Here is a 19361-nt window from a genome sequence, read left to right on the forward strand (position 1 = left end):
TTGTATTGATGTCTTTTGGTTCGCACTTTCACAATTTTTGAAACGTTTTGATATAGGTTTCGGTGGGCAGTTTTTTAATTAATATTTATATTTTTTAGTATGTTATGTTGATTGTTCTGTCTGGTGGTGTACTGAATCCTCAATAGGAAGTTTTAGGCGTGCATATTAATGTTCTAAAAGAATTGTTATCGCCACACGTTGCATAGCCTCTAAAATCACAAAAGCCCCGGCAGGGGCTTCTGGCTTCTTGTCGCTGTGCAGACGGCTTAGTTAAAGATCTCTGCGGTGCCGTGCAATTTATTCTGACCGCCGGCGGAGGTGATGCGATAGCTGCTGGCGCCTGCCGCGGCGGCTTTACTGGCCAGTGCGTCTTCCAGCGCGCTCAGGCTGGCGGCGCCGCTGACGGAAATCACGCCCATTTTCTGCGCGTTAGCGGCAGGCTGTGCAGCAGGTTGTTCGGCAGCCGTTGCGGTAAAGGCTGCGCCGGTCAGCAGTAAAGCAGTAGCAAATTTTTTGATGTTTTTCATGATGCAATCCTCAGAGTATTTTTTATGTGAGTCGCCGTTGCGTCTCGATGTGTTAAATATTAACCAGGTGGTGGCGAAGTTAAAATCAGAGAGTTTTGAGTATCTCTGTCAAAAAAATTGATTTCTATACGAGGAGGCTGGCTGGCGGAGCAAATCATTCACCACTACCTTTAAATAAAGTGGGTTGGTGGAGGGTGAGTGATGACGACAAATGCATTTGTTGGCAGTTGGTCACTGGTGTCTTCGGTATTTAAGAGTGAAGCAGGCACGCTAAGCTATCCGCTCGGCGCGCAGGTGGTGGGCCGCATCAACTACGAAGCCAACGGCGCCATGGCGGCGCAGCTGTATAGCGCGGTGCGTCCGCGTTTTGCCTCGGAAGATCTGGCGCAGGGCAGCGACCAGGAGCTGCGGGCGGCGTTTATCAATATGATTTGCTACTTTGGCCGCTACCAGATTGATGAGCCGGATCAGCGGGTGATCCACCAGGTCGAAGGTTGTTCGTTTCCCAACTGGGTGGGCAGCCGTCAGGTGCGCTTTTATACCTTTGCCGGTGATAAGCTGACGCTGCGCACCGCGCCGCTGCAGATCGGTAATGGCGTGCAGATTGGCGAGCTGGTCTGGCAACGCATCGGGGACGCCGGATGATTACCGTTCACCACCTGAATAACTCACGCTCGCAGCCTATTTTGTGGTTTTTAGAAGAGCTGGCGCAGCCCTATCAGGTGCAGCGCTACCAGCGTGAGGCGGGAAGCCTGCTGGCGCCGCCGGCGTTAAAGAAAATCCATCCGCTGGGTAAGTCGCCGGTGATTGTCGACGGCGATCTGACGCTGGCCGAGTCCGGCGCAATCATCGAATATCTGCAGGAAGCCTACGATGCGCAGGGGCAGTTTATGCCCACCGACTTTCATGCGCGTCAGCAGTACCGCTATTGGCTGCACTATGCGGAAGGGTCGCTGATGCCGCTGCTGGTGATGAAACTGGTGTTTGGCCGCCTCGGTCAGCCGCCGGTGCCGCTGCTGCTGCGCAAGTTGGCCGGTGCCATCGGTAAAGGGGTGCAGCGCAACTATCTCGATAGGCAGATCGCCGTGCACCGCGACTATCTGGAACGGCACCTGCGCGCTAACACCTGGTTTGCCGGCCATGACTTCAGCGCCGCTGATATCAAAATGAGTTTTCCGCTGGAGGCAATGGCCGCGCGCGGCGGGTTGGACGGCTGCCCGCAGCTGCGTGATTTTCTGCGGCGCATTCATCAGCGCCCGGCTTATCAGCGGGCGCTGGAGCAGGGCGGCCCTTATCATCTGCTGCTTTAACCGTCTGGACTATACTCGATAGGTCACTGCTTCTCGGAGATGGCCCATGACGACTCAAATCTTTGTGAATTTGCCGGTCAGCGATTTGCCCGCCTCGATGGATTTCTTTGGTCAGCTGGGTTTTGCATTCAATCAGCAGTTCACCGACGACAGCGCCGCCTGCATGGTGGTGAGCGACACCATTTATGTGATGCTGTTAACCCACGATAAATTCAAAATGTTTACCCCCAACCCGATCGGCGATGCCAAACGGGCCACGGAGGTGCTGCTTTGTCTGTCGCGGCCCAGCCGTGCGGCGGTGGACGATCTGGTTCGCAAGGCAATCGCCGCCGGCGGCAACACCTATAACCAGCCGCAGGACCATGGTTTTATGTACGGCCACGGCTTTCAGGATCTGGACGGCCATATTTGGGAGCTGATGTTTATGGATCCGCAGGCCATGCCGTCCTGAACACGGGAGTCTCATCATGCGGCGGCCGAGTCCGCCGCGCTCTGCGCCAGACGTTAAAATCGCCGGATCGACGACTTTCTGCTTTGCTTGTCGCGATCTTTAGTTGATCGGACGGTATAGAAGGCTGGATAATCGTTTGCTTCAGTAAAAACACTATAAATTCACCCGTACCTCATGCCGAGAGTTAATCGTTTGCCTTGTGCGCGGCCGCTATCTGCCGCGCGGTGCAAGGAATTGGGAGCAAACGTGACGGAAACGATTCCGTCCTGTCGGCTGCGGACGTTAAAAACACCTTCTGCAACAGACGAGCAGTGATTACAGGGGACAGCAACATGTCGAATTCTCAAGCGAATAACGCCGCAACAGCAAAAGGCGGGCTTGATGGTTATTTTAAAATTTCGCAGCGCGGCAGCAGCGTGCGGCAGGAAGTGGTGGCGGGCCTGACCACCTTTTTGGCGATGGTCTATTCGGTGATTGTGGTGCCGAGCATGCTGGGCAAGGCCGGTTTCCCGCCGACCGCGGTGTTCGTCGCCACCTGTCTGGTTGCCGGCTTCGGGTCGCTGCTGATGGGGCTGTGGGCGAACCTGCCGATGGCGATCGGCTGCGCTATCTCTTTGACGGCGTTTACCGCCTTCAGCCTGGTGCTGGGCCAGCAGATCAGCATTCCGGTGGCGTTGGGAGCGGTATGCCTGATGGGGCTGCTGTTTACCGTGATCTCGGTGACCGGCATCCGCTCCTGGATCCTGCGTAACCTGCCGATGGGCGTGGCGCACGGCACCGGCATCGGTATCGGCCTGTTCCTGCTGCTGATCGCCGCCAACGGCGTCGGCCTGGTGGTGAAAAATCCGCTGGACGGGCTGCCGGTGGCGCTGGGTGCCTTTACCTCCTTCCCGGTGGTAATGACGCTGCTCGGGCTGGCGGTGATTTTCGGTCTGGAGAAGTTGCGGGTGCCGGGCGGCATTCTGCTGGTGATTATCGCCATCTCCGTTATCGGCCTGATTTTCGACCCGGCGGTGAAGTATCAGGGGCTGTTCGCCATGCCGAGTCTGGCCGACGATCAGGGCAACTCGCTGATTTTCAGCCTGGATATCATGGGGGCGCTGCAGCCGGTGGTGCTGCCGAGCGTGTTGGCGTTGGTAATGACCGCGGTATTTGACGCTACCGGCACCATCCGCGCGGTGGCCGGGCAGGCGAACCTGCTGGATAAAGACGGCCAGATCGTCAATGGCGGCAAGGCGCTGACCTCTGACTCGGTCAGCAGCATTTTCTCGGCGCTGGTGGGCGCGGCGCCGGCGGCGGTGTATATCGAATCGGCGGCGGGCACCGCAGCCGGCGGTAAAACCGGCCTGACCGCTACCGTGGTGGGCCTGCTGTTCCTGCTGATTCTGTTCCTGTCGCCGCTCTCCTATCTGGTGCCGGTGTATGCGACGGCGCCGGCGCTGATGTACGTCGGCCTGCTGATGCTCAGCAACGTCACCAAGCTGGATTTTGACGACTTTGTCGACGCGATGTCCGGCCTGCTGTGCGCGGTGTTTATCGTGCTGACCTGCAACATCGTGACCGGCATTATGCTGGGTTTCAGCGCGCTGGTTATCGGCCGCGTTTTCTCCGGTGAATGGCGTAAGCTGAATATCGGCACCGTCGTCATTGCCGTAGCGCTGGTGGTGTTTTACGCCGGTGGCTGGGCCATCTAAATCCTCAGCCGGGGCGCGGTTGGCGCGCCCCGGTTTCAGATTACTCTCCTTAATCTATTTCGCCGTTTTGAAAGGCACAACAAGCTTTCACCGACGTAAAAAAAGTGATCTACTATTTGGCACATACTCTGGCAATACGCCTTTGAGGTCGAAACCGTAGAGTCTAAGGAAAGCATGGAAATCTTTTTTACAATCCTCATTTTGATCCTGGTGGTCTCCCTGTCCGGGGTGGTGACGCGTATGTTGCCGTTCCAGGTGCCGCTCCCCTTAATGCAAATCGCCATCGGTGCGCTGTTGGCCTGGCCGCATTTCGGGCTGCACGTGGACTTCGATCCGGAACTGTTTTTAGTGTTGTTTATCCCGCCGCTGCTGTTTGCCGACGGCTGGAAAACGCCGATGCGCGAGTTTATTCACCACGGCCGCGAGGTGCTCGGGCTGGCGCTGGTGCTGGTGCTGATCACCGTGGTCGGCGTCGGCTATCTGATCTACCTGATGGTGCCGGGTATTCCGCTGGTGGCGGCGTTCGCGCTGGCGGCGGTGCTATCGCCGACCGATGCCGTGGCGCTGTCCGGCATCGTCGGCAAAGGGCGCATCCCTAAACCGATTATGGGCGTGCTGGAGGGCGAGGCGCTGATGAACGACGCCTCAGGCCTGGTGTCGCTTAAGTTTGCCATCGCGGTGGCGATGGGCACCATGGTGTTCACCGTGGGCGGCGCGACGCTGGAGTTCCTCAAAGTGGCGATCGGCGGCCTGCTGGCCGGCGTGGCGGTCACCTGGACCTACAGTAAGTCGCTGCGCGTGATGAGCCGCTGGAGCGGCGACGACCCGGCGACGCAAATCGTCTTTTTACTGCTGCTGCCGTTCGCCTCCTATCTGATTGCCGAACATATCGGCGTATCGGGGATTCTGGCGGCGGTCGCCGCGGGGATGACCATCAGCCAGTCCGGCGTGATCCGCAATGCGCCGCTGGCGATGCGTCTGCGCGCCAACAGCGTCTGGGCGATGTTGGAATTCGTGTTTAACGGCATGGTGTTTATCATGTTGGGTCTGCAACTGCCGGGAATTCTGGAAACCTCGATTCTACAGGCGGAGCTGGATCCGACGATTCAGACCTGGTACCTGTTCGCCGACGTGGCGATTATCTATGCCGCGCTGCTGCTGCTGCGCTTTACCTGGCTGTGGCTGATGAAGGGCGCCAGCAAACGGCTGCTGAAAAAGCGTCCGCTGCAGTTTGGCAACTACACCACGCGTGAGCTGTGGGTGGCGTCGTTCGCCGGGGTGCGCGGGGCAATTACGCTGGCCGGTGTGCTGTCGATTCCGCTGCTGCTCAGCGACGGCAGCGCCTTCCCGGCGCGTTATCAGTTGGTGTTTATCGCCGCCGGGGTGATCCTGTTGTCGTTGATTGTCGGCGTTATTGCCCTGCCGCTGTTGCTGCGCGGCGTACAGGTGGCGGACCCGAGCGTCAGTAAGGGCGAAGAGCGGATGGCGATTGCGATGGCGGCGGAAGTGGCGATCGAGAGCATCAACAAAATGGAAGAGCGGCTGACGGCGGATACCGAGGAAAATATCGATCCGCAGGTGCTGAAAGAGGTCAGCTCGCGCGTGGTCGGCATGCTGCGCCGCCGGGTTGCCAGCAAAGACGATATTGAAAACGCGCTGGAGCTGGAAAACCTGGAGCGACGCTTCCGCCTGACCGCGCTGCGCGCCGAACGCGGTGAGCTGTACCATCTGCGCGCGACGCAGAAAATCAGCAATGAGACGCTGCAAAAGCTGCTGCACGATCTCGACCTGCTGGAGGCGCTGCTGGTGGAGCGCGAGGGGTAAACCGGCGCGTGCCGGACTAAGCAGAAGGGGCTGAAGAGATTCAGCCCCTTCAGAGTGCTGACAAAGTTAGTTATTAGGGAGAGCGTGGCGATGGGGTCGTAGCGGCGTAAGCCGCCGGAGCGCCCCTCGTTACGCTAGGCCCGGGTATCTCGGGCCATCAGACGACTTTGTCATCAACCTCAAGGGGCTGAAGATATTCAGCCCTTTTTTATTTCATCATCGACAGGTGGTCGCGGCAGCAGGCGATCCAGGCCTGAGCGCTGTGGGACAGGTAACTGTCCTGACGCCAGATCAGCCCGACCTTCCACTCCATCAGCGGTTCCAGCGGCAGCCAGATCAGGCTTTCCTCATCCAGCCACTGACAGACCGGCTCCGGCAGGGCGGCGATACCGACGCCGGCCTGCACCATTGAGGCCAGAAAATCCCACTGGCCGCTGCGCACCGCGATGCGCGGCTCCAGTTCGGCGCGACGAAAGGCCGCCATCAGCATCTTATACAGCGCAAAATCTTCGTTATAAATCAGTATCGGCCATTCGGCCAGCTCATGAATGCTGATGTGGCTCCGCTGTTGCCAGTGCGTATTGCGCGGCACCACAACGGACATCGGGTGGGTCAGCAGCGGCAGAAAGGTCAACTGCCGGTCGGTATCGGGCGAGTAGACCGTCATTGCCAAGTCCAGTTCGCCCGCCAGCACCCGCTGTTCACCGGACAGGCCGCCCAGCTCGGAGATGCGCAGTTCAATGCCGGGATAGGCGTGGCGAAAGTGGCGGATGAGATCGGCGATTTGCCGGCCGACCATCGGCGGGATGCCCAGCCGCAGCACGCCTTTTCTTACCGCGCTGATGTCTTCCAGCTCGGCCTCCAACTGGCGGAATTCGTCGAGGATCGCCACGCCGCGCTGATAGACCGCCTGGCCGCTGTCCGTCAGGTGCAGCTTGCGCCCCTCGCGGATCAGCAGGGTGCACTCCAGTTCATCCTCCAGATGGCGCAGCATCTTGCTGATGGTCGGCTGGGTGACGAACAGTTTTTCCGCCGCGCGGGTAAAGCTTTGCTGACGCACGACTTCGACAAAGTAGCGTAGGGTACGAACATCCACAATTCGTTCTCCGATGGGCAATACCGGCGGGAAACTATTCCCTTAAGGCATGAAGTGGATAATTTTAATTCATTTCAGTACGGGTTTCCCGGCTGCGTATACTGTAATCCGTCATTTTTTTGCTTGAGGCCGCTCTCCATGTCCCTGGCGTTACGTCGTGCTGCGCCATCCCTGCTGGCTCGCCTGCAGGTTCCCGTTCAGGTTGTTTTGTATGCGCTGCTGTTTTTGCTTGCCGAGCAGTTGGTGGCGCATTTCCATCTACCGTTGCCTGCCAATATTGTCGGCATGCTGATGCTGCTGGCGTTGATCGTGCTGCGCGTGCTGCCGCTGCGTTGGGTACAGGCCGGCGCGCGCTGGCTGCTGGCGGAGATGCTGCTGTTTTTCGTCCCGGCGGTGGTGGCAGTGGTTAACTACGCGCAACTGCTGATGGTGGAAGGCTGGAAGATTTTTCTGGTGATCGCCGTCAGCACTATGCTGACGCTGGGGGCCACCGGGCTGGTGGTGGACCGCGTCTATCGCTTCGAACTCTGGCTGCAGCGGCGCAAACGTCATGAATGATTTTATCCTCAGCCTGCTCTGTCTGGCCGCTACGCTGGCGCTCTATTTTGCCAATAAGCGGCTCTATCGTCGTCGCCGCAGTCTGCTGCTGATGCCGCTGGTGCTGACACCGATGATTCTGGTGCTGTTGCTGGTGGTGACGCATATCTCCTATCGGGACTATATGGGGGAGACCCACTGGCTGCTGTGGCTGCTCGGGCCAGCAACCATTGCCTTTGCGGTGCCGGTGTATGAGAACCTGCATATTATCCGCCGTCACTGGCTGTCGCTCAGCGCCGGAGTGGCCACTGCAGTATGTGTGGCGGTGTACAGCTCGGTCTGGCTGGCGCGGCTGCTGACGCTGCCTGAAGAGGTGCAGCGCAGCCTGGCGGTGCGTTCAATCACCACGCCATTCGCGCTGGAGGCGGCGAAGCAGATGGGCGGCCAGCCGGATCTGGTGGCGCTGTTTGTGGTGATCACCGGGGTGTTCGGCATGACGGTGGGGGATATTCTGTTTTTGCGGCTGTCGGTGCGCAGCCGTCTGGCGAAGGGGGCCGGCCTGGGGGCGTCGTCGCACGGCGCTGGCACCGCGCGCGCCTATGAAATGGGGCAGGAAGAGGGCGTGGTGTCCAGTCTGGTGATGATGCTGGCCGGCATTATCACCGTGCTGGCCGCGCCGCTGATTGGCCTGTGGATGTGGTAATACGCATCAGATAAACGCCGGGATAATCCGGCGTTGAACGTTTAGCGGCGGGCTGTATCGATCAGCTCGACCACCAACGGCGAGTGCGCACCACGCAGGGCAGCGCGTTCAGACTGGAACAGCGTGGCAACGTAAAAGCGGTGCGTCGGCAGCTCGATGGCGCGCACGTCGCCTTCGCTGTCGTGTGCGCTGACGATCAGCGGGAACTGTTGCAGCTGGCCGACAAAGTCCGGGTTGACGCCGAAGTTGCAGTGATAGCCTTCATGGGTCTCAAGAGCGCCGTACGCTTGCGCAATGCGGGTGTTCGGCTGCAGCAGCACGGTGCCGGTTTTTTCCACCAGTGAGCAGCTCAGCGGGGTGATAACCAACCGCCCCGTGCTGTCGGTCTCTGCGTGGGTCGCATCATGCCAGCCCATAACGTTGCGGGCATACTCCACCACCGCGTACTGAAAACCGCCGCAGGAGCCGAGGAAAGGAACATCATGCTCACGGGCGTAGCGGATGGCGGTAAACGCTCCGGCATCATGACGGTACGGGCTGCCGGGCACCACCCAGATCGCATCATAGTCTTGCAACACGGCGCTGTCGGTAATGGTCTCGGTGGGGATCCAGCGGGACTGAACGTCAATATCAAGGTGGGAAGCGGCAAGCGTGAGCGCGGTGGGAATCGCCTGGTGGGCGACGGCTTCGGGGCGATAGTCGCCGACCAGTGCAATGCGAACCTGAGATTTCATCACTTTCTCCTGCGTGGGTAAAAAGAGATGTTAGAGCAAAGTTAACAATTCGTCTGCTGCGTTAAAGGAGATGCGCACGTTTTGCCGGCGGGGGCATTTGCCCCCTGATACAGCATGTTAGTACAGCGAAGGCGCGCCGGCCGGGCGGGTCTTAAAGCGGCGGTGCAGCCACATATACTGCTCCGGCGCGCGCATAATCTCTTTTTCCACCACCTTGTTCATATAGGCGGCAGCGGCCATTTCGTCGGTAAGCGGGTAGTTTTCCAGCGCCGGCTGGATCAGCAGATCGTAACCGGCGCCGTTTTCACGGCGAATCAGCACCACCGGCACCAACGCCGGCTGTGCCATACGCGCCAGCATAAAGGTGCCGCTGGTGGTTGCCGCCTGATCGACGGCGAACAGCGGCGCAAACACGCTGCCGCGCGGGCCGTAATCCTGATCGGGCGCGAACCACACCGCTTCGCCGCCTTTCAGCGCCTGCACCATACCGCGCAGGTTCTTACGGTCGAGCATCGCCTTATTGGAGCGCATACGGCCTTTGGTCTGCGCCCACTCCATCGCCTTGTTGTTGTGCGGGCGGTACATCGCCATCATCGGCTGGCACAGGCCCATCGCCCGGCCGCCCAGTTCCAGCGACATAAAGTGCACGCCAATCACCAGCACGCCGCGGCCGTTCTGCTGCGCCATCTTCAGGTGATTGATGCCGGAGACGTTAAACCAGCGCTTGACGCGTTTATCCGACCAGAACCAGGCGATGCCGGTTTCCAGCAGCCCCATACCGAGGGATTCAAAATTGCTGACCACCTTGCGCTCGCGTTGGGCGGCATCCATATCCGGGAAGCACAGTTCCAGGTTGCGGCGGGTGATGGTGACGCGGCGCTTCAAAAAGCGCATCGAGGTGCGGCCCATCCACACGCCGAGCTTATGCAGCAGCGGGTAGGGCAGCTGTACCAGCAGAAACAGCACTGCCAGGCCAAACCAGGTCAGCCAGTAGCGGGGGTGCAGCAGGGCACGTTGGAATTCTTGCGGACGTTTCATAGTCACTCATTTATGCATTAAGGGTAAAAAACCTGTAACGCATAAAGAAGCCACTCAATAGCGATACAATGACTCAGACACTGGGTCGTGGTTATCGTTTAGTCGGATCGTGAAATTGACTAAAACTTTACATTCGAAGGGCAAATCGCGCTGCGCATCGGTCGGGAAAGGCGCGACCGCGGCAATCTGAGGGGCTCTAGGAACGTTTATTGTACCATACCCTACGACAGTAAACAGAGAAGGAGGATGCGAAAAATCTTATTTAGCCGGCGTTCTGCGTGCGCATCTTGACCGAGATTATATCCCCGCTAGCCACCCGCATTTTAGAGGCGGAACCATGAAAATGAGGGGCAACTTTCCAGACAACCCTTGATCGCAGATAGATAACCCGACCGCAGATATCGTTGAGTTGGAAGCGGATTATCCGGATACGCTCAATGCGGAATTTGGCGCTCGTCGGGGGGATGACATTACGTTGGAAGAATGGGGAACGCCAACAAAGGATTTTTTGGCGCAGACCGGGCTATTAGCGACAAACCATCTGAGGCAGGAGGTCGAATCATTGATCCGCGTATCGCCAGAAAAGAAAAAGGCGCTTATCAAATGAGATAAAGCGCCTTTTTTCAACACGTTAACTGACTAGTATCAGTTCATGCCGTATTTTTTCAGTTTCTTGCGCAGCGTACCGCGGTTGATGCCCATCATCAGGGCTGCGCGGGTCTGGTTGCCACGGGTGTATTGCATCACCATGTCCAACAGTGGCTGTTCAACTTCAGCCAGTACCAGCTCATACAGGTCATTCACATCTTGACCGTTCAGTTGAGCAAAATAGTTCTTCAGTGCTTGTTTAACCGAGTCACGCAGAGGCTTTTGAGTCACTTGATCCTGTGAGTTTACGGTAGAAACGGTCAGTACGTCAGAATTTACGCGTTGTTCGAACATAGTTCTGTCAGCTCTTTTTTTACGCTAGATTTTCGAAATATGCCTCCAACGCCTCCAGCTGTTCGCTGGCATCCTCTATGGCGTTGAATGTGCGCCGAAACTGGTCATTCGGGGCATGCTCCTGGAGATACCAGGATACGTGCTTACGAGCAATCCGGAATCCCTTGCCTTGGCCGTAAAAGCCGTGCAATTCCCGAATATGCCCGATCAACAAGCGCTTCACCTCGCCAAGCGGCAACGGCGGCAGCAGCTCCCCTGTGTCCAGATAATGCTGGATTTCCCGGAAGATCCAGGGTCTCCCCTGAGCAGCGCGGCCTATCATCAGGGCGTCGGCCCCGGTGTAGTCAAGCACTGCTCTGGCTTTATGCGGGTCAGTAATATCCCCATTCGCAATAATCGGAATGGAAACGTTCTGCTTAACTGCCCGAATGCTGTCGTATTCCGCGTCGCCGTTAAACAGGCAGGCGCGGGTTCGGCCATGAATCGTCAGGGCCTGAATACCACAGTCTTCGGCCAATTGGGCAATCTCTACACAGTTACGGTGTTCCGGCGCCCAGCCGGTACGGATTTTCAGCGTTACCGGCACATCCACGGCGTTAACCACCGCCAGGAGGATCTGTTTCACCAGATCCGGGTGCTGCAACAAGGCAGACCCTGCAAGTTTCCGGTTCACCTTTTTAGCCGGGCAACCCATATTGATGTCGATGATCTGTGCACCGCCGGCGACGTTAATCTGCGCGGCGGCAGCCATATCATCCGGAACGCTGCCGGCGATTTGCACGGAGCGAATCCCAGGTTCATCGCTATGAACCATGCGCAGACGCGACTTATCCGTCCGCCACACCTCCGGATTGGAGGAAAGCATTTCGGATACAGCCATCCCAGCCCCCATTGCATGACACAAGGTTCTGAATGGGCGATCTGTAATGCCGGCCATCGGGGCCGCAATCAGGCAATTTGTTAACTGGTGGTGTCCAATGCGCATAGACAAAGAATGACCGTACTGTGTCCGCAAGGGCGCGTATATTACGCATTTTTTCGCCGAGATGAAAGGCCAAACTTTGACCAATTTGCGGCAATCGATAGCTGAAAATGCGCACCCCGACGACGGATGAAAATATTATATATAATTAACAATAACTTGACTGATTGTGCTGCTTTTGTGTTCAGGCAAATAATCAGCGGGTGACAGGATATTATCTCTAAATGAGACGTATTTTTACCGCGATCGGCTGGCGTTACCGCGCCCTGTACGCGCATTATCGCGATTTTCGGCTGAAAAATCATCAGCAGACCAATAGGATGCACGGGCGTGTATAACGCGCCTGCGCGGCTTATTTTGCGCCGATAAGGAGAATGTTAAGGGGATGCTGCCCAAACGCTTTAGCGCTCGCTGACGGCGGTGTGAGGCGCTGATAGCGACAGCGTCGTGCCGATGCCCGGTGGCAATAAAAAACCCGCCGGTGGCCGGCGGGCTTTCAGAGAGGGCTAGCGGCGGCGGCCGGTAATGCGGCACCACTCTTCCCGTTCGGCGACCGGATCCAGCACGAAGAGCTCCTGATAGGCTTCCGCCACGCTCTCCGCCTGGGTAGCCAGCACGCCGGACAGGCCGAGGTCACCGCCGGATTTCGGCAGGCAGCTAATCAACGGCGCCAGTTCGCGCAGCGGGCCGGCCAGAATATTGGCGACCACCACGTCGGCCTGCAGCCCGGCCGGCTGGTCCTGCGGCAGATACAGTTCCAGACGCTCAGAGACGCCGTTGCGCTCCGCGTTGTCGCGGCTGGCCTGGATCGCCTGCGGGTCGATATCGATGCCGATGGCGCGCGCCGCGCCGAGTTTTAATGCGGCAATCGCCAGAATGCCGGAGCCGCAGCCGAAATCAATCACGGTTTTGCCGGCCAGATCGAGGCCGTCGAGCCATTGCAGACACAGTGAAGTGGTCGGGTGCGTGCCGGTACCGAAGGCCAGGCCCGGGTCCAGCATCACGTTGACCGCGTCCGGGTCGGGCACGTCGCGCCAGCTCGGGCAGATCCACAGGCGTTCGCCGAAACGCATCGGGTGGAAGTTATCCATCCATTCGCGTTCCCAGTCTTTATCTTCCAACTGTTCGATTTTGTGATGAAAACCGGCGCCCAGCAGCGGATGCTGTTCCAGCATGGCCACTACCTCGGCCATATCGGTTTCCGCATCGTACAGGCCGATAACGTCGGTATCGCCCCACAGCAGGGTTTCACCGGGCAGCGGCTCGAACACCGGGTTGTCGTGGGTGTCCTGAAAGGTCACCGAGACCGCACCGCTTTCAACCAGCGCATCGCTCAGCGCTTCCGCCTGGTTGCCGGTGGTGTTCAGTTTTAGTTGGATCCAAGGCATAACAATTCTCTTTAAGAAGATAAAGATGACGCCGGGCGGCGTTTTTCGCCGACCAGGTTACCGATGTAAAACGCCAGCAGGCTGACCAGCAGCGCGGGCACGATAGGATGCAGCCCCGCGAGCTGCAGATTGAAGCTGGCTAATAGCGTATAGCATACCGCACCTGCCGCCATTGAGCTAAGGGCGCCCTGCGCATTAGCGCGCTGCCAGTAGAGGCCCAGCACCAGCGGCCACAGGAATACCGCCTCCAGACCGCCAAAGGCCAGCAGGTTCAGCCAGATGATCATTTCCGGCGGCCGCCAGGCGGCCAGCAGCACCAGCAGCCCAAGCACCAGCGTGGTCAGGCTGGAGAAGCGCTTGATCAGCTTCTCGTTCTGCTGCTGTTGCGGGCGGACGCCAAGATACAGGTCCTTGATGATGGTGGCGGACGACTGCAACAGCTGCGCGTTGATGGTCGACATAATGGCCGCCATCGGCGCGGCCAGGAAGATGCCGGCGGCGTACGGCGGCAAGACGGTAACCATCAGCGTCGGGATCACCTGATCGGGCACCTGGAGATCCGGCAGCACGGCGCGCCCCAGCGCACCGGCCAGGTGCATGCCGAACATCAGCAGCGCCACGACGATGGTGCCGAGCACGATGCCGCGGTGCACCGCTTTGCTGTCCTTATAGGAGATGCAGCGCACGGCGGTGTGCGGCAGGCCGATGACGCCGAAGCAGACCAGGATCCAGAACGAGGCCATAAAGGGCAGGCTGAGGATCTGCTCGCCGCCCTGCGGCGATACCAGTGCCGGATCGATTCGCTGCAGCGTATCGACGGCGCCGTGCAGGCCACCGGCGGCATGGATCACGCCGACCAGCAGCAGCGCGGTGCCCAGCAGCATCACCAGCCCTTGCATGGCGTCATTCAGCACGCTGGCGCGGAAACCGCCGAAGGCGGTATACAGCGCGATGCTGACGCCGAAGATCAGCAGTCCGCTGTCGTACGGAATGCCCGCCGCGGTTTCCAGCAGGCGGGCGCCGCCGATAAACTGTACCGTCATGGCGCCGAGGAAGGCGACCAGCAGGCTCAGGCTGGCCAGCCACACCAGCAGGCGGCTTTGGTAGCGGGCGAACAGCATATCGTTGAGGGTGATGGCGTTGTAGCGCCGTGCCAGAATGGCGAATTTTTTACCGAGCACGCCGAGCGACAGCCATACCGCCGGCAGCTGGATCATCGCCAGCAGCACCCAGCCGAGGCCGTATTTGTAGGCGGCGCCGGGGCCGCCGATAAACGAGCTGGCGCTGATGTAGGTGGCGGTCAGGGTCATCGCCAGCACAAAGCCGCCCATCGAACGGTTGCCGAGAAAATATTCGCTGAGGAAGTTACCGCTCTGCCGGCGGCGATAGGCGTATATCGACAGGCCGAATACCAGCAGCAGGTAGGCGACCAGCGGCACGATCACTTCAGTTTTCATCGCGGTCCTCCAGCGGAATATCGCGGAAGATGACGCGCACCATCAGCCAGCACAGGATAATGAACAGCAGCGGAACCAGCAGACAGGCCATTTCGAACCAGTGCGGCAGGCCGGTGACGCCGATTTGGCTGTCCGGCAGATAGGCGGCCAGCGCCCAGGCCAGCACGTAGAAGAGGGTCAGACCCAGCGCCCAGCGCGCTTCGCGGTGAGCCTGAATAAAGCGTTTTTCCATCCGTTTCTCCCCCTCTTACCCATGAATTGCAGCGTGTAACGCCGGCGTGAAATGCATCGGGCAGAGGCTTATGGCTATGGATTTACCAGAGGAAGGGGATTGTACGACAAGCACGGCGTTTGCCAAGCGCTTCAGTCGTAAAGAAAAGGGCCGGTGGAACACCGGCCCTGGTCAGGTGACGCAAGAGGCTACAGCGTGCGTTACTGCAGGCCGAGCTTCTTCTCCAGATAGTGGATGTTGGTGCCACCGTGCTGGAAGTTTTCGTCATTCATGATTTTTTGCTGCAGTTCAACGTTGGTTTTAATCCCGTCGATGATCAGTTCAGCCAGCGCATTTTTCATGCGGGCAATCGCCACGTCACGGTTTTCACCGTAGGTGATCAGTTTGCCAATCATGGAGTCATAGTACGGTGGCACGGTATAGCCGGCGTAAATGTGTGACTCCCAACGTACGCCGAAACCGCCCGGCGCGTGGAAACGGGTGATCTTGCCCGGGCTTGGCAGGAAGGTGTTTGGATCTTCGGCGTTGATACGGCATTCCACCGCGTGGCCCTGGACCTTCACCTCTTCCTGTTTGATCGACAGCGGCTGACCGGCAGCGATGCGCAGCTGCTCTTTGATCAGATCCACACCGGTGATCATTTCGGTAACCGGGTGTTCCACCTGAATACGGGTGTTCATTTCAATGAAATAGAACTCGCCGTTTTCGAACAGGAACTCGAACGTACCTGCGCCGCGGTAGCCGATATCCACACAGGCTTTGGAGCAGCGTTCGCCGATATAGCGACGCAGTTCCGGCGTGATGCCCGGTGCTGGCGCTTCTTCCACTACTTTCTGGTGACGGCGCTGCATGGAGCAGTCGCGTTCCGCCAGATAGATGGCATTGCCCTGGCCGTCGGCCAATACCTGGATCTCGATATGGCGTGGATTTTCCAGGTATTTTTCCATGTACACCATGTCGTTGTTGAAAGCCGCTTTGGCTTCCGCTTTCGTCATGTTGATGGACTGTTCGAGCTCTTTGTCGCTGCGCACAACGCGCATGCCGCGACCGCCGCCGCCGCCGGACGCCTTGATAATAACCGGGTAGCCGATGCGTTTGGCAAAGGCGCGGTTCTTATCCATATCGTCGGTCAGCGGGCCGTCAGAGCCGGGTACGCAAGGTACGCCGGCTTTCTTCATGGCGTTGATGGCGGAGACTTTGTCGCCCATCAGGCGAATGGTGTCTGCTTTCGGGCCGATGAAGATAAAGCCGGAGCGCTCAACCTGCTCGGCGAAGTCGGCGTTTTCCGACAGGAAGCCGTAACCAGGGTGGATGGCTACCGCGCCGGTGATTTCCGCCGCAGAGACGATCGCCGGGATGTTCAGGTAGCTTTTGACTGATGGCGCAGGACCGATGCACACGGTCTCGTCGGCCAGCAGTACGTGTTTCAGATCGCGATCCGCCGCCGAGTGTACGGCGACGGTCTTGATGCCCAGCTCTTTACAGGCACGCAGGATACGAAGCGCGATCTCGCCGCGGTTGGCGATAACAATTTTATCAAGCATGGTGCGCCTCGTTATTCGATGACGACCAGTGGCTCGTCATATTCAACCGGTTGACCGTTTTCCACCAGAATGGCTTTCACCACGCCAGATTTGTCGGCTTCGATCTGGTTCATCATTTTCATCGCTTCAACGATGCACAGCGTGTCGCCGGCGTTGACTTTCTGGCCCACTTCCACGAAGGCTTTCGCGTCCGGGCTTGGGGTGCGGTAGAAGGTGCCTACCATTGGGGAACGAACGACATGGCCACTCACGGCTGCGGCAGCGGCAGGCGCTTCGGCTTCGGCGGCAGCGACGGCGGTGGCCAGCGCTGGAGCCGGCTGTGCCGGTGCGGCATAGGCCTGCTGCATGACTGGGTAAGCCTGCGCCGGCGCGGCGCGACTGATGCGAACTGACTCTTCGCCCTCAGCGATTTCCAGTTCAGAAATACCTGATTCTTCAACCAGTTCGATCAGTTTCTTGATTTTACGAATATCCATGAGTGTGATTCCGTACTCTTTTTGTGGAGCAATTAGTGGGTTTTTGACAGACGGTTAACCGCTGCCTGTAAAGCAAATGTGTAACCTTCCGCGCCGAGCCCGCAAATCACGCCCACGGCTATATCAGACAGGTAGGAGTGATGGCGGAAAGGCTCGCGGGCATGCACGTTGGACAGGTGGATCTCAATAAACGGGATTTGCACCGCCAACAGCGCATCGCGCAGCGCCACGCTGGTGTGGGTGAACGCCGCCGGGTTAATCAGAATGAAATCTGTATTGCCGCGCGCCTGATGAATGCGGTCGATCAGCGCGTGTTCGGCATTGGACTGCAGATGGCTTAGGGCAACGCCCAGTGCGGAGGCCTGATTCTCTAATCCGTTAACGATCTCTGCCAGCGTCGTGCTGCCGTACTTTTCCGGCTCACGGGTGCCCAGCAGGTTCAGATTAGGGCCATTCAGAAGCAAAATGTGAGACTTGTCCGCCATTGTGCTGGTATCTCCGGCAATAAAACCATCATCGTTCAACATAACCCGATGTTACCGATTTGTCACCTTTTTCGGGGAAAAATCACGCTGTCCTTCTGGACAAGGTCGGGCATTATAACGATATCGTAGCAATTCGCAGCTAAATACTGGTCTTATCAGCGAAGATATTCAACCCCTAATTGGCCGGGGTTACCCGGTTATGTGAGATCGCGCGTCGTGGAAGATGACGCTTTCTAACGCCACCAGGCGCGGAATTTCGGGTAACGCCACGCTAACAACAGCAATGCCAGCAGCGCGTAGATCAGCGGCTGAGGGGAAATGATTTTTACCGACCAAAGGTAGTGTATCGGCGTCAGAATCGCCACCAGATAGACGAAATTGTGCAGCCGCTGCCAGTTTTTGCCCAGGCTGCGCATCGCCCGTTGGGTCGAGGTCGCCGCCAGCGCCAGCAACAGCAGCCAGCTGACGATGCCGAGCGTCAGGTAGGGGCGTTCTATCAGCTCCTGTCCGAGCAGCGCAATATTATTCAGCCCCAGTTCCAGCGTGGCGTAGCTTAACAGGTGCAGCGTCGCCCAGGCAAAACACCACAGCCCCAGCAGCCGGCGGCAGCGCATCAGCATCGCCTGGCGGCTGTAGCGCGCCAGCGGGGCGACCAGCAGGGTGACCAGCAGCAGTTTCAGCGCCATACGCCCGGTAAAATGCTGGATGTCCTTGGCCGGATCGGCGCTCAGCCAGCCCTGATCGACCGCCAGCACCAGCCACGCCAGCGGCAGGAAGGCGGCCAGATGAATCGCGGCTTTCAGCCATTTGATATGCACAGGTTTTAAACGCACTCAAAAATTCTCCCGCAGGTTCATGCCGCGATACAGCGAAGCGACCCGATCGCCATAGCCGTTAAACAGCAGCGTAGGCTGACGTTTCACATCCAGAATGCCGCCAGCGCCGATAAAGCGCTCGCTGGCCTGCGACCAGCGCGGGTGACTGACCTGAGGATTGACGTTGGCGTAAAAACCGTACTCATTCGGCGCCGACAGGTTCCAGGTGGTCGGTGGCTGGTCGCGGGTCAGACGGATATGCACGATGGACTTGATGCCCTTGAAGCCGTATTTCCAGGGGGTAATCAGCCGCAGCGGCGCGCCGTTCTGCGGCGGCAGCGTTTTGCCGTACACGCCCACCGTCAGCAGCGCCAGCGGGTGCATGGCTTCGTCCAGCCGCAGGCCTTCCACGTACGGATACTGCAGGCCGCCGCCGATAAAGCGGTCTTTCTGCCCCGGCATCTGCTCCGGATCGTAGAGCGTCTGAAAGGCGACGAAGCGCGCGTTGCTGTTCGGCTCGGCCAGCTTCAGCAGTTTGCCCAGCTCAAAGCCGATCCACGGCACCACCATCGACCAGGCTTCCACACAGCGCATCCGGTAGATCCGTTGCTCCAGCGGGAAGCGTTTCATCAGATCGTCGATATCGAGCGTCAGCGGTTTGGCCACCTCGCCGTCGATACGCACTTTCCAGCCTTCGGTCTTCAAGCCGCCGGCGTTGGCGGCCGGGTCGGCTTTATCCAGCCCGAACTCGTAGAAATTGTTGTAACCGGTGACTTTATCTTCCGGCGTCATTGCCAGCTTGTCCTGCCATTGCGGCGGCCGGCTGAACGCCAGCGTTTTGCCCGGCGGCGCTTTGGGGCGATCGTTACCTTTAAACCAGGACAGCAGATCGGCCTGGGCGCTGAGCGGCAGCGTCAGCGACGCGGCGCCGATCCCCAATGCCTGCAGCACTTTTCTGCGCTGATGGAACACGCTTTCCGGCGTGACGTCAGCCTCGGTTAATTGATGTACCTTTTTCATTAGCCCGTCCTCCACGGTGATGCCTTAAGCATGGCGCGAAAGCGGGCCGGAGGCGAGATGCGGCGGGAAAATATGAAATTTCGTAGAAGCAGGGTGCGGGGACGTC

The 19361-nt window shown here is 58.6% G+C and carries 22 protein-coding genes; 8 read left to right on the forward strand and 14 right to left on the reverse strand.

Going from position 1 to position 19361, the window contains the following annotated elements; all coding sequences use genetic code 11:
* Positions 1-266 precede the first annotated feature (266 nt).
* Entirely contained in the window at positions 267-527 is a 261-nt protein-coding gene (locus HF675_RS02095) for a YdgH/BhsA/McbA-like domain containing protein (RefSeq protein ID WP_105232810.1), read from the reverse strand.
* A gap of 201 nt (positions 528-728) precedes the next feature.
* Here HF675_RS02095 and HF675_RS02100 point away from each other — a divergent pair, with 201 nt between their 5' ends.
* The 5 genes from HF675_RS02100 (at position 729) to HF675_RS02120 (ending at position 5806) form a co-directional block, all read left to right on the forward strand.
* A complete protein-coding gene (locus HF675_RS02100; protein WP_105232809.1) occupies positions 729-1172 on the forward strand; it encodes a lipocalin-like domain-containing protein in 444 nt (147 codons plus the stop codon).
* Entirely contained in the window at positions 1169-1837 is a 669-nt protein-coding gene (locus HF675_RS02105) for a glutathione S-transferase family protein (RefSeq protein WP_105232808.1), read from the forward strand. Before HF675_RS02100 ends, HF675_RS02105 begins: the two co-directional genes overlap by 4 nt.
* Positions 1838-1883: 46 nt before the next feature.
* Positions 1884-2288, forward strand: coding sequence for a VOC family protein (locus HF675_RS02110; RefSeq protein WP_105232807.1), 405 nt, complete (start codon positions 1884-1886; stop codon positions 2286-2288).
* Positions 2289-2620: 332 nt separating this feature from the next.
* Complete coding sequence (locus tag HF675_RS02115) at positions 2621-3982, forward strand: NCS2 family permease (RefSeq protein WP_105232806.1); 1362 nt, start codon at positions 2621-2623, stop codon at positions 3980-3982.
* 174 nt (positions 3983-4156) lie between these two features.
* A complete protein-coding gene (locus tag HF675_RS02120) occupies positions 4157-5806 on the forward strand; it encodes a Na+/H+ antiporter (protein ID WP_015962058.1) in 1650 nt (549 codons plus the stop codon).
* A gap of 208 nt (positions 5807-6014) precedes the next feature.
* Here the strand turns inward: HF675_RS02120 and HF675_RS02125 are convergent, their stop codons facing one another.
* Positions 6015-6902: a LysR family transcriptional regulator gene (locus tag HF675_RS02125; RefSeq protein WP_105232805.1), complete on the reverse strand. Its 888-nt coding sequence runs from the start codon at positions 6900-6902 to the stop codon at positions 6015-6017.
* Between the two features lie 138 nt (positions 6903-7040).
* Between HF675_RS02125 and HF675_RS02130 the strand changes: the two genes are divergently transcribed.
* Together HF675_RS02130 and HF675_RS02135 are read left to right on the forward strand one after the other, a co-directional pair.
* The gene (locus tag HF675_RS02130) at positions 7041-7460 is read left to right on the forward strand and encodes a CidA/LrgA family protein (protein ID WP_105232804.1); all 420 of its coding nucleotides are present in this window, start codon (positions 7041-7043) and stop codon (positions 7458-7460) included.
* The gene (locus HF675_RS02135) at positions 7453-8142 is read left to right on the forward strand and encodes an LrgB family protein (RefSeq protein WP_187043976.1); all 690 of its coding nucleotides are present in this window, start codon (positions 7453-7455) and stop codon (positions 8140-8142) included. The genes HF675_RS02130 and HF675_RS02135 overlap by 8 nt, the downstream gene beginning before the upstream one ends.
* A gap of 41 nt (positions 8143-8183) precedes the next feature.
* Here HF675_RS02135 and HF675_RS02140 read toward each other — a convergent pair whose 3' ends face one another.
* Together HF675_RS02140 and lpxP are read right to left on the reverse strand one after the other, a co-directional pair.
* Positions 8184-8876 carry a CTP synthase gene (locus tag HF675_RS02140; RefSeq protein WP_105232802.1) on the reverse strand — a complete coding sequence of 231 codons (693 nt, stop codon included), beginning with the start codon at positions 8874-8876 and terminating at the stop codon, positions 8184-8186.
* A 117-nt stretch (positions 8877-8993) separates the two neighbouring features.
* Complete coding sequence (gene lpxP, locus HF675_RS02145) at positions 8994-9914, reverse strand: kdo(2)-lipid IV(A) palmitoleoyltransferase (protein WP_105232801.1); 921 nt, start codon at positions 9912-9914, stop codon at positions 8994-8996.
* Between the two features lie 409 nt (positions 9915-10323).
* Between lpxP and HF675_RS23730 the strand changes: the two genes are divergently transcribed.
* A complete protein-coding gene (locus HF675_RS23730) occupies positions 10324-10521 on the forward strand; it encodes a hypothetical protein (protein ID WP_232251597.1) in 198 nt (65 codons plus the stop codon).
* A gap of 38 nt (positions 10522-10559) precedes the next feature.
* On the opposite strand, the gene fis is transcribed toward HF675_RS23730, so the two are convergent.
* From fis to msrP, 10 genes are all read right to left on the reverse strand, one after another.
* Positions 10560-10856, reverse strand: coding sequence for a DNA-binding transcriptional regulator Fis (gene fis / locus HF675_RS02155; protein ID WP_000462905.1), 297 nt, complete (start codon positions 10854-10856; stop codon positions 10560-10562).
* Positions 10857-10875: 19 nt separating this feature from the next.
* The gene (gene dusB / locus HF675_RS02160; RefSeq protein ID WP_099050014.1) at positions 10876-11841 is read right to left on the reverse strand and encodes a tRNA dihydrouridine synthase DusB; all 966 of its coding nucleotides are present in this window, start codon (positions 11839-11841) and stop codon (positions 10876-10878) included.
* 503 nt (positions 11842-12344) lie between these two features.
* On the reverse strand, positions 12345-13226 hold the full coding sequence (gene prmA / locus HF675_RS02165) for a 50S ribosomal protein L11 methyltransferase (RefSeq protein ID WP_187043977.1): 882 nt from the start codon (positions 13224-13226) through the stop codon (positions 12345-12347).
* 11 nt (positions 13227-13237) lie between these two features.
* Positions 13238-14683 carry a sodium/pantothenate symporter gene (gene panF / locus HF675_RS02170; protein ID WP_105232799.1) on the reverse strand — a complete coding sequence of 482 codons (1446 nt, stop codon included), beginning with the start codon at positions 14681-14683 and terminating at the stop codon, positions 13238-13240.
* Entirely contained in the window at positions 14673-14915 is a 243-nt protein-coding gene (locus tag HF675_RS02175) for a YhdT family protein (protein WP_105232798.1), read from the reverse strand. The genes panF and HF675_RS02175 overlap by 11 nt, the downstream gene beginning before the upstream one ends.
* Before the next feature lie 200 nt (positions 14916-15115).
* Positions 15116-16459: an acetyl-CoA carboxylase biotin carboxylase subunit gene (gene accC, locus HF675_RS02180; RefSeq protein ID WP_105232797.1), complete on the reverse strand. Its 1344-nt coding sequence runs from the start codon at positions 16457-16459 to the stop codon at positions 15116-15118.
* Between the two features lie 11 nt (positions 16460-16470).
* Positions 16471-16935, reverse strand: coding sequence for an acetyl-CoA carboxylase biotin carboxyl carrier protein (gene accB, locus HF675_RS02185; RefSeq protein WP_015962048.1), 465 nt, complete (start codon positions 16933-16935; stop codon positions 16471-16473).
* Positions 16936-16967: 32 nt separating this feature from the next.
* Positions 16968-17420: a type II 3-dehydroquinate dehydratase gene (gene aroQ / locus HF675_RS02190; protein WP_105233533.1), complete on the reverse strand. Its 453-nt coding sequence runs from the start codon at positions 17418-17420 to the stop codon at positions 16968-16970.
* Positions 17421-17653: 233 nt separating this feature from the next.
* Entirely contained in the window at positions 17654-18253 is a 600-nt protein-coding gene (msrQ, locus tag HF675_RS02195; protein WP_105232796.1) for a protein-methionine-sulfoxide reductase heme-binding subunit MsrQ, read from the reverse strand.
* Positions 18254-19255, reverse strand: a complete 1002-nt coding sequence (gene msrP, locus HF675_RS02200) for a protein-methionine-sulfoxide reductase catalytic subunit MsrP (protein ID WP_187043978.1) — start codon at positions 19253-19255, stop codon at positions 18254-18256.
* Positions 19256-19361 lie beyond the last annotated feature (106 nt).

This window comes from Serratia sp. JUb9 (assembly GCF_014298095.1).
Classification (GTDB): domain Bacteria; phylum Pseudomonadota; class Gammaproteobacteria; order Enterobacterales; family Enterobacteriaceae; genus Serratia_B; species Serratia_B rhizosphaerae.